The organism is uncultured Lamprocystis sp. (genome assembly GCF_903933125.1).
Taxonomy (GTDB): Bacteria; Pseudomonadota; Gammaproteobacteria; order Chromatiales; family Chromatiaceae; genus Thiodictyon.
This window is the reverse complement of record NZ_CAIZIZ010000143.1, coordinates 1-10,293: the sequence shown is the minus strand read 5'-3', so window position 1 is coordinate 10,293 and position 10,293 is coordinate 1. Positions and strand designations below refer to the sequence as shown.

The following is a 10,293-nucleotide window of genomic DNA, read 5'->3' as shown; positions in this document are numbered from 1 at the left end:
GATTTTTTCTTAATCGCTACGCGGATGCCGTCTTAACGACCGCTCCGCCGTGGCTGGGGCAGCGCCAAACCGCTGCGATGAACGTGGGCACGATAGCTTAAATTCGGGGGAAAACTGTCCTGGACATCGGGTCCACTACACGTGCGCATGAGCCCAAGGTCGCACTGCTTGATGAGTTCGAGGTGTCCACCGATGCGAACGGGGGGAAGACGCGACGGTTGACCAGGAAGCCGGTCTTGGTCGAGCCCGGACCGCAATTCAAGGCAGAGCTTGAGGCAAGCATAAAGAAGGGCAACGACTTGGTTGTGCGCTTCAAGCTCGAGGATTGAAGCGACCATCACTACGCCGGGACTCCGACCAGCCGTGCCGCGCAAAGCCCTCCTCCTCGGGCGTAACGACGACCACTCGCTACGCTGGTGTTGCAACTATGACGACACTGGCGCGGACCGGCACGGCCTGAGCCCTTGCGATGTACGCAAGATCCGCAACGCTTTGGAGCATCGCGGCTACAAGGTCAACGTCGTCGGTCCGGACTGCCGTACCGAGGGGCAGATCATTGATGCCGTCAAGGACGCCGTGCGCGACTGCGCCGAGGAGGATCACTTCCGATAAATTACTGCGCTGGCTCAAGTGGCGCATTGCGCAGGTTGCCCAACAGTATTGTCCCGGCGAGGCCGCTCCGGAGCCCACTGGCGATGGGGGCCAAGACGAGCCTTTCCTGGTTGCGCAGGTTGCAATCCCAGCCCGCTACGCGGCCGTTACCGGCTATCCGCCCGAGGTGTTACAGTCGTTGAACGCGGCGCTTGGTGCACTCGGCGTTGGCCGTGAGATCGAGCGGGGGGCGATCGCCGCGACCCATGTGAAGGAGGCCGCGGCAGTCGTGGAACGACCAGCCACAGCGCCGCCGCAGAGTTTCCTGATGGTTCAGGTCGCGCCGGACCTGGCTGCCCCGCCAGGCAGCTACAGTGTGGCCTGGGACTACATCGACGAGTATGGCGAACCGAGAGACGCCTGCGATCCTCGCCCGGGTCTGCTTACCCATGAGGATATCGTCGCCCAGATCCTCGCTGCTGTTCGCGCCTTGCCGAGCCGGACTCAATGCAAACCTCAGATCGAGGTGCTGCTGCCGTTCCCACTATTAGCCGACGAAGCCTTTGTCGATACGCTGGAGCGGGCGTTGTTCCGCCCCGGCGAGCGCCCACCGACCGATCGACTCACACCCGGCGACCTCGCCGTCGAGTTCCCTTTGGTCCTGCGCTGTTGGGAACGCTGGTTCGAACCGCTCTTGGTCAACAGTCGCGGCGGTACGGACGCACGGACGTTCTGGCATGACAATGCCGGCTGCCTGACTCACGACTCCAAACCCCCTGGCCTGAGTTGGCTCAAGGTACAGGCCAGGCATGAGATGCAGTGCGCCGCATTGCTGCATCTGCGTGACCCGGACCCCGGTCGGCGCGCGCTCGCGCTCGGGTGCTCGGGGCCGATTCAATGCCCCGAACTGGCTGCACTGCTGGACATCGGTGTGCCGATTCTCCTGTGGCCGCGCCGCCAGGCGCCGACCGTGGCCGGGCTCAAGGCACTGAAAAAGAATCTGGTTTGCAGGCAAGCCGATCGGGTGCTGCATGCCTTACCGCGGGCGCTGTACCAGTACCGCTGCCACGCAGCCGCGCACGCGGGCGCGTACCCAGGTGGTTTCTCCCTGCTCTGGGAGGATCCGAACCGCCCGATCTTCGACCAACCCGACTACGATAACGCCCTGATGGGCTAGGCGCTGCCATGGTCACGAACGAACAAGCCTCCTGGTACATCTTCGACGGCACCGATGCCGACCGGGTCGACCCCGCCTTGAACCTCGAACGCCTCCAACATCTTCCGGAACCGCCGCCGTGGCGCCGCTTCGACGACTTGGATCGCGAGCGGGCAAGCAGTTTCCTGCCGGATCGCACTGACGTTGAGCGGATCAATGCCACACTCTATCTGCGTCGCCCGTTGCTCGTTACCGGCAAACCCGGCACCGGCAAGACCACACTCGTTTACGCCGTCGCGCGCGAGCTCGGTCTCGGTCCGGTGCTGCGTTGGTCCATCACCAGCCGCAGTACCCTGCAGGATGGCCTTTACCAATACGACGCCGTCGCGCGGCTCCAGGATGCGCACTTGGCGCCGCAGCCGAGGGTCCCGCGTGCTGCTGCGGAGTCGACGCCCCCCGGTGCGGTTGCCGCCGAGGTCAAGGACATTGGCCAATACCTGACCCTGGGCCCACTCGGTACCGCCTTCTTCGCCAACCCTGCCGGTGAGCGCGGCGGCCCGGCCCGCTACTTTCCGCGCGTGCTGCTGATCGATGAGATCGACAAGAGTGACATCGACCTGCCCAACGACCTGCTGCATGTCTTCGAAGAGGGGCGCTTCGAGATCCCCGAACTCGTGCGCCTGAAGCAGCGCCAGCCCCAGGTCGAGGTCCGTGCTTGGGGTAAGGAGGCTGGCACCTTGACAGTCAAAGACGGCGAGGTGCCCTGCCTGGAGTTTCCGCTGGTGGTCATGACCAGCAACGGCGAGCGCGAGTTTCCGCCGGCATTTCTGCGTCGCTGCCTGCAACTGCGCGTGGAACCTCCGGATGAAGATAAGCTGCGCAAGATTGTACGCGCCCACCTGTTCCCGGTGCGCCGCGGTGCGGATACCGCCGATGCCGCGTCAGTCGAGCGTGCCTGGGCCGCCATCAAACCAGATGTCGACACGCTGATCGGGGCATTTCTGCACCGTCGCGATACCGAGCACCGGGAGTTGGCAACGGATCAACTGCTCAACGCCATCTCGCTCACCATGAGTGGTGTGGACCTGATCCAACTGATCGGGGCCGACGACGAGGGCATCCTCGCAACCGTTTTTGCGCCCCTGTCCGGGGACTGAGATGAGCCGTCTCGGCGCCCTGATCGACGCGATCTACGCGCAGGGCGTCTACTCGACGCAGCCCGCCGCCGGGGCATCGCAAGGGGCGGGGTCGAAGACCATCCGTGTGGCGCGTCCGCGTCTGCTTGCCGACCCGCTGGGCATTGGCCGGGCGCTGCGTCCGTTACGCCAGCGCGTCCCATCACGCACCCGCCGCTTCATCGACGAGGCCGCTACGGTCCACAATTTTGCCGAGCTGGGCCTACCGATACCGGTGCTGCGCGGTATCCCGGAACGGCGCCTCGAGCTGGCGTTGATCGTCGACGCCCTCCCGGTCTTTATCCTCTGGGAGCCGTTGCTGCATGAGTTGGCGCGCCTCTTCGCCCGTCACGGGGCTTTTCGAGATCTGCGCATCTGGCGTATCGGTGCTGACGCGGACCATACGACCCGGCTCTGGCCCGGTCTGCACGGTGGCAGCCCCCGTCCGCCGGGCATCCTGCACGACCCCCAGGGCCGCCGCGCCGTGCTGGTGCTCAGTGACTTCAGCGATCCTGCCTGGCGGCGGGGCTTCAGTCCTCATGCCGACCGCGCGCCCTGGCACCTTGACGCCCTGGCGGAGTGGGAGCGGCGGCAACCGGTTGCGCTGCTGCAACTGCTGCCGCAGATCCAATGGCGGCGCACCGCCCTGGGCGAGGCCTTGCTGACCCGACTGCGCGGCGACCCGCGCGGCTCACCGGATGAAAAGGTGCGCCTCATTCCCGAAATGATCCCAGGCCAAGGCAAGGCCGCTCCCGACAGCTTGACCCTGCCCGTGATCACGTCGGACGCGGTGAGCTTGGCCGCCTGGTCGCGTCTGCTCTCGGGGCGAGCCGGGGCCTGGGTGCCCGGTGCCCAATTCCCCCGCACGCCGCTGCTGCGCCGGCGTCCCATCCGGCAACCCGAGCCGCCGGGACCCCGCGAGCGGCTGCAGCGCTTCAAGGCCGGCGCCTCGGCGCCGGCGCGTGAACTGGCGCGGACCTACGCCGCGATGCCATTGACGCTGCCGGTCGTGCGCCTGGTGCAGCAGACTTGCTGTGCCGATCAGAATCCAGCCTATCTGGCCGAACTGTTCCTGGGCGGGCTCTTGCAGCGTACCGAGGAACAACCAAGTGCATCTCCGCAGCCACTGGAGACCGTCTACGATTATCCTGCTGGCGTGCGGCAACTGCTCATCGACACCCTGCACCCCGACGAGATCCAGACCAACCTCCGGCGCGTCAGCGACGCCGTGCGCAGCCAACTGGGTGCGCCTTACGACTTCCTCGCGCGCTATCTGGACCCGGCCCTGCCCGCCACCGCCGATGACGGTGCCGGGCCGCGTTTCAAGCCCTTCGCCCGCATTCGACTACAGGTTCTCCGTCGGCTGGGTGGGTGCTTCGGCCCTGAGGCGAAGCGGCTCTCCGACTGGATCGATTCACCACCGCGGGCTGCCGCGTGCGATCTGCTCCTGATCGCTGAATCGGACCTGGTTTGCGATGCCTTGCTGCATCTGTACGCCGCACGGTACGGGCGGGTCGCGGATGCGTTTGATGCGGCGGGGCAGATCTGCCATGACCTCGGCAGCTTCCTGGTTTCTCAGGTCGTTCTTTACCGCTCGTCGCAAGGCCAGGGCCGCGACGGTGCCAACGCGTTACGCGGTTTGCTGCATGAGGTGCGGCCTGGTGCCGTCGTCTCGGTTGGCCTTGCCATGTTTCGCAATGAACCCGCTGTCGGACCCCGCGAGGTGCTGCTCGTGTCGGCCTTTCGCACGCGGACCGGGCTTGGCATCACCGCGGAGCAACCGAACGCATTCACGTTTAGCTCCTTGAGTCTAGCACCGCGCCTGGCGCGCTGGCTTGCGTTGAGCAGCGAGATGATCACCGGCGCCGTTGCGCGGACTGGCGTCTTGTTGGATCGCACCTTCGCATCGTCCGTGCAGAGCGAGTCCGCGGCGGCTCGACCAGGTTTTTCGGCTCATGGGGCGAATCGTGTGGTGCCCGCATCTGCCGAAATAGCTTTCTCCAAGCTTGATCAACGACCTGTGCCAGCCAACCGTAGGCCAATCACACACTTGGCCCCATGAGCCGCCTTTTTATTGCTGCAAGTATCTGATGAGTGGCGATCACTGGCAGATCGTCAAACACGAGTCCGACGGCCGCCACACCGAGGGCGGCTTTGAGACCCTGAGCATCGCCGAGGCCCGCCGGCCGTGGTGCGCATGGCGCTCAAGGCCGCCGACCTGATCGGCGACGGGCTCTATGGCGTGGATCTGAAGGAGACCCCCGACGGCCCGGTGGTCATCGAGGTCAACGACAACCCCAGCATGGACGCCGGGGTGGAGGACCTGGTCTTGGGCGAGGAACTCTACCGGCGCCTGATCGGCGAGTTCGTCGAACGGCTGGACCGGCGGCGGGCGGGGAAGAAGTAGGGCGAAGAAAACCATCAATCATGTTTGGCTCAGTTGGACGCCGGCTCCGATTCCATACTTTTCCAGCGCAGTGGAGCGGACTCTGAATCAGCGCGGGGTCCGAGGGGCCTCGTAAAACTCATATTGAGCGCGAGGCCAACAGTGATGTCGTTATACTGCGCATTGGCGATCGTGCTCGCGTTCAGCGTGTAGAAGCCGGTCAGATCGAGGCTGATCCGTGGGGTCAGGTTACGGCGTAACGTCGCGCTCAGGTACTGCGTCAGATCGGTCTCTTCCGCCCCTTCGGCATAGCGGCTGACCCACAGGCTTGAATAGGAATCGATTTCCCATTGATCATTTAAGGGGATGTTGCCGCCAACGGTTAGCCCGGCGCTGACATAAGAGCGATCCCGAAAGCGATGGGGCATGGCCTGCAGAATCATGATTTCTGGATTAAAATAGACCGACGCGCCGCTGACCAGTGTCCACTCAAGATTCGCCCCGCCGGAGAGGCTGGCCTCGATGTCATCGAAGTGATGGTCAGCGTCCAGATCATAATAAAGCGAGAGATGGGAATAGAGGCTAGACGAGCGTGTCGGCGTGTCGGCGAGCGTCCATGTCAGCTCCGCGCCGAGATCTGCGTAAGAATAGTCGAGATCGGCAAAGTGCTGGTAACGATACTCAGTGTAGCTCAGGGAGATATCCGCGACCAGGCGCGGACGCAGGGGATGCTGCCAATTCAGTTGCAGCCAGGGTCCCAGATAGCTGTCGTTCTGCGGTGCTGATGGTGTGCAATAGGCGTTGGAGGTCACCCACAGCGGCACGGCACCGGAAAGCGTCCAATTGTCACCTGTTGATGTGGCCTCAGATACCGCCTCCCGCAACTCGGCCTCCCGCTTGAGATCGCGTTGATCTTTCAGTGCTTGCAGGCGGCGGACTGCTTCTTCCGCGCGAGCGTTGGGTATCGCGGCAGTGCATAATACGATCATCACGACCGCGACGCGTTGGTACCAGTGCAACGGCGCGTTATCCGTTTGGTGGTTGCCCGTCACCGTTAGATCCAGCGTCGCGGAATGGTCCCGGTCAGGGTCTTTGACTCAAAGGGCTTTTCTTCGGGTCCTCGGCCGACATAGGTCCGAACGGTTGCCTCGAACCGGAAGGCGAAATCACCATTGGACGTCGGCTCGCTCCAGATGCGGGTGATCGTCTCAGCGCGTGCAGTCCAATCGGGGTCGGGCCGCTCAAAGCGCTGAGAGACGCGCGTGATACAGGTCATCGTGGCCGGGTCATCCTCAGCAATCTGATAATTCTCCTCCCCAATAAGATCGACCCAGAGCCCGGCCAGCGGGCCTCCGTACTGGTAACGTCCGCTGTCGAAGACCTTGTGTATCAGCACGCCAGGTTTGCCATCAATAATCACTGCACTGGCGGTCCGCTCGTTGCGCGCGGGACGTGCCTCCGCGAGGATGGGCAGATAGTCGCGGTCATCGACATAGGCCCCCTGCGAGTGGATCGGGAGCCGGGTGCGCAGCGACGCGTCAGCGAGACGCGGCAGCCGTTCCGGCAGCATCAGGGCGCTGGCCGCGAACCCGACGAGCGGACCGGTATCGAGAGTCAGATTCGCGGTGCGCGGGCTGGACCAAAGGGTTGGGAAGCACGCGGGCGAGATGGCGAGCCGGATTCGCCAGCCCGCCTTGAAGGTATGTCCGGTCAGGCCAAGCGGCACCCTGATCTGGAAAGGTACTCCGTGGTCCAGACGCCGGGGGTTGGATCGATCGTCATCGCCATGACACAGGTTCCGATAGCTGTAGCTGACCAGCCGTGAGGCACCGGTGCTCGGGCTCACTTCACACAGACGCACCGCGATCACCGCCAGCGGTTGGTCGCTGCGCAGCACCAGGGTCGCGACCGGATGGCCGAACACGTCGAGATCGGCCGTCAGTGGGACGCTGTCGAATGTCAGCGCCTGACGGTCGGCCGGGGCCTGGTCGCCCGGCAGGTCGTCGTTGCCGCATTCGCCCCAAGAGCTGTTTTCCAACATCACCGTGACGCCGGGCGCCGGGGTCGGGACGCTCAGGGCCAAGCGGTTGACCGGGGGCTCGTCAATCAGTCCATGATCGGCGCCGAGGTACCAGGTCCGCTCCCGGGCGCGGGTGCGCCAGTGTGCGTCCTCGGCCACCCAGCGGCCGGGCTCGTCGCCGCAAGCGGAAGGGCTTGGTTCCCGCGACTCGCCGAGCCAGACCGTGAGGGTCGGCCATCGGGTCTCCGGCGACGATTCCCGACCCCTGAGCCAGCGGTCCCACCAGTGCGTGACAGTAGAGCGCAGCCAGTCGATGCGCGGCCCCGGATGTCCGTCGAAGGGATATTTGTGACCCCATGGACCGATCAATCCGGCCACTGGTGTGCCGGTAGTGCTTAACGCGGCCACCGCGCGTTCGATCGGATTCTTATAGACAACGTCCTGCCAGCCGCCGATGAAAAAGACCGGGATCTTCATCTGGTCGTAATGGTCCCGCACGCTGGTCGCACGCCAATAGTCATCGCGCGTCTGATGTTCAGCCCAGGGTACGAACCAAAAGCTCGCCTGCTTGATCCGCTCGCGCCAGATAACCTCCCAGCGCCCACCCACAGTCATCGGGTCGGGCGGCGCGGCAAGCCAGCCCCACATGGACGACGCCCAACCGGCATTGTCCGCCAGCATGGCCCCGCCCTGATAGTGAACGTCGTCGTTGTATCGATCGTCGGTTCCGCAGCAGACCACGACGGCCTTCAGTGCCGACGGACGATCGGCTCGCGCGGCGACCATGAGGGAATTGATTGCGCTCCAAGACTTTCCCATCATGCCGACTTGACCATCGCAGGCAGGGTGTCGGGCAATCTGTTCGATGACCTGGGCACAGTAGGCCAACTCCTCGTCGGAATACTCGTCCGTCAATACACCCTCGGAGTCACCAGAACCCTGCAAATCAACTCGGAAACAGAGATAATCGTTCGCGGCGAACCAGGGGTACATCCAACTGTCGGAGAGCAGCATCCCGTCGCGACGGCGATAGGGGTTGAACTCGACGATTGCCGGACAGCGCTGCCCGGACGCAACGGTTGCCGCGTTAAACCAATAGTGCCCGACAAGACGAATCGGGTCGCGGCCGGGATAGTGGACGGTGAAACCGATATCGCGCGGGTCAGGTACCCGATCGCGGGTGCGCAAATGCTGGCCATCCGCTGCTGGTTCGGCGAGCGTTTCCTCTGGGCTGGAATCCGCAAAGCAGGGCGAGACAAAGAGCCCGAGGGATGACCACCCCAGCCGTTGGATCAGTGCGCGGCGGGTGAGGGGGGCGAACGGGGCGGCATCGTGACCGGCACCGCCGGATGCGCTTGGCGACGAGTCGCCTTGGACTGAATCCGGTATGTGCATCTTTATCTTCCTACAATGAGTGCATCGATCAGGCAACCGTGCCGGCAGTCGATGCTCGATCCGCGCTTCGGCCCGTGGGATCGTTGAATACCTTGAGCGTTCTCTAGGGCGCGTGCTCAGGGGTGGTGACGAGTCGAATGGGAAAGCTCAACTCGCGGTAATGGTGTTGCGTATCGGCGGCGTCCTGATCGCCATTGACAACAATGCTCAGGCCATGGTGACGCGGGGCGTAATCCGTGCTGCGTTTCTTGATATCTTGCCAGTAGCCGACCACGACCCGATCAAACAGGGCCTGAAATTCGTCCAAGGCCGCTGGTTGGTCGGAGAGCAGCCGTCGAACGACCTCGGTGAGGTCCTGTGCCTGCCACCACGGCGGCTCGGTGGTCTGATCGACTGCGTTGGTTACACTGAAATACGACGCATCGAGCGGTCCCTGCGGAAGATGCGTCTGTAGGAATGCGGTGAGCGGCTTGACCGCGGACAGATCAAGGATACTGATGTCCGCCGGATCGTCGGCCGCAGCCTGGTCATTACGCGCGATGAACGAAGCGCTGAGTCCGCGCAAGATGGCGAGTGGATCAGGTCCGGCAGAAAAGGTTGCCAGCAGTTCCGGTCCGATCACTCCCTCCCACGGGCCATAGTCTTCGCTGGCGAGCACGTAGCGAGCGCGGTCGCGTAGCTCATAGGCCGTCTCGATCGTTGCCATCAGGCACATGTCGAATCCCAGGATCTCGATCGGTACTCCAGCGTCACCGATGGACGCAGCGATCTGACCGACCGCAACCGTCTTTTCGGGGGCCATCGTCTGAAACCAACCGGACCCGTGAGATTGCAGGATGAGCGCGTAATGCTTCGCGGGAAACCTTGCCGCGGAGTCGCGGATGAAGGCCGCGAGGGTGGCACGGTCGGCCATGGCCGGCGGCGCGATCCGGGTCATCACGACACCGTCTTTCGCGCGCGAGTCGCCTTCGACAGCAATCGACCAGTCCCCGTAATGCTCGGTAGCGATGAGCATGGTCGCGGCGACCGGGCGCTGGGCCGGGGCTGATGCGGTGAGCTTGGCGAGGTCACGGAAGGCGTAGGACTCGAGATTGTTCGCGGTTGCGGTATAGACCATGACGGTCCAGGCGCGCGGCGGCACGGCGGTACTCGGATGCGATACCAGTGCCAAGGTAAAAACCAAGGCGACGTAAAACCAGCGTGTCAGCGAATGCGGATGCATGGATAACTCCCAAAATCTATCTGGCGCTGATTCAACTGCGACAATTCACATCATCAATCTGAGAAATCCCAAGCGTTGTTCAGGCTTCAGTAACAGGATAGTTGACGTTTCCCGGTTCCGGAAGCTGCGAGGGCGCACGGCGGGGCGTTGGCCGTCGTTCCGACCAACAAAATCGCCATTAGGCGATTTCCGACACTGAAAGGATTTGCCGCGAAAGTCGCACAGCGACCCTGTGGGAGCGGCGTCCCGCCGCGACGAGGCCCGGCGCGCAGCCGCGGTGTTCGAGCTCACCGCGGCACCGCATCGCGGCGGGACGCCGCTCCCACGGGGGACTTTCATCTTCCGGGG

7 protein-coding genes and 1 pseudogene are annotated in these 10,293 nt (G+C 63.8%); 5 read left to right on the top strand and 3 right to left on the bottom strand.

From position 1 onward, the window contains the following. Nucleotides 1-363: 363 nt before the first annotated feature. The 5 genes and pseudogenes from QZY03_RS06905 to QZY03_RS06885 all read left to right on the top strand — a co-directional run. A complete protein-coding gene (locus QZY03_RS06905) occupies nucleotides 364-612 on the top strand; it encodes a hypothetical protein (protein WP_295579451.1) in 249 nt (82 codons plus the stop codon). Nucleotides 613-790: 178 nt separating this feature from the next. Next, a complete protein-coding gene (locus QZY03_RS06900) occupies nucleotides 791-1,768 on the top strand; it encodes a hypothetical protein (protein WP_295579449.1) in 978 nt (325 codons plus the stop codon). A gap of 8 nt (nucleotides 1,769-1,776) precedes the next feature. After that, entirely contained in the window at nucleotides 1,777-2,904 is a 1,128-nt protein-coding gene (locus QZY03_RS06895; RefSeq protein WP_295579447.1) for a MoxR family ATPase, read from the top strand. Nucleotide 2,905: 1 nt separating this feature from the next. Next, nucleotides 2,906-4,984, top strand: a complete 2,079-nt coding sequence (locus QZY03_RS06890) for an SAV_2336 N-terminal domain-related protein (RefSeq protein WP_295579446.1) — start codon at nucleotides 2,906-2,908, stop codon at nucleotides 4,982-4,984. Between the two features lie 4 nt (nucleotides 4,985-4,988). Next, nucleotides 4,989-5,329, top strand: a pseudogene (locus QZY03_RS06885) (RimK family alpha-L-glutamate ligase); the annotation flags it as partial. Nucleotides 5,330-5,358: 29 nt separating this feature from the next. Here QZY03_RS06885 and QZY03_RS06880 read toward each other — a convergent pair. The 3 genes from QZY03_RS06880 to QZY03_RS06870 form a co-directional block, all read right to left on the bottom strand. Beyond that, nucleotides 5,359-6,360, bottom strand: a complete 1,002-nt coding sequence (locus QZY03_RS06880; protein ID WP_295579444.1) for a hypothetical protein — start codon at nucleotides 6,358-6,360, stop codon at nucleotides 5,359-5,361. Between the two features lie 2 nt (nucleotides 6,361-6,362). Beyond that, a complete protein-coding gene (locus QZY03_RS06875; protein ID WP_295579442.1) occupies nucleotides 6,363-8,723 on the bottom strand; it encodes a CocE/NonD family hydrolase in 2,361 nt (786 codons plus the stop codon). A 103-nt stretch (nucleotides 8,724-8,826) separates the two neighbouring features. Continuing rightward, nucleotides 8,827-9,945, bottom strand: coding sequence for a clostripain-related cysteine peptidase (locus tag QZY03_RS06870; RefSeq protein ID WP_295579440.1), 1,119 nt, complete (start codon nucleotides 9,943-9,945; stop codon nucleotides 8,827-8,829). Nucleotides 9,946-10,293 lie beyond the last annotated feature (348 nt).

Coding starts and splice junctions, on each gene's coding strand:
- QZY03_RS06895 (WP_295579447.1), top strand. CDS start 1,777: ATGGTCACGAACGAACAAGCCTCCTGGTACATCTTCGACGGCACCGAT.
- QZY03_RS06890 (WP_295579446.1), top strand. CDS start 2,906: ATGAGCCGTCTCGGCGCCCTGATCGACGCGATCTACGCGCAGGGCGTC.
- QZY03_RS06875 (WP_295579442.1), bottom strand. CDS start 8,723: ATGCACATACCGGATTCAGTCCAAGGCGACTCGTCGCCAAGCGCATCC.
- QZY03_RS06870 (WP_295579440.1), bottom strand. CDS start 9,945: ATGCATCCGCATTCGCTGACACGCTGGTTTTACGTCGCCTTGGTTTTT.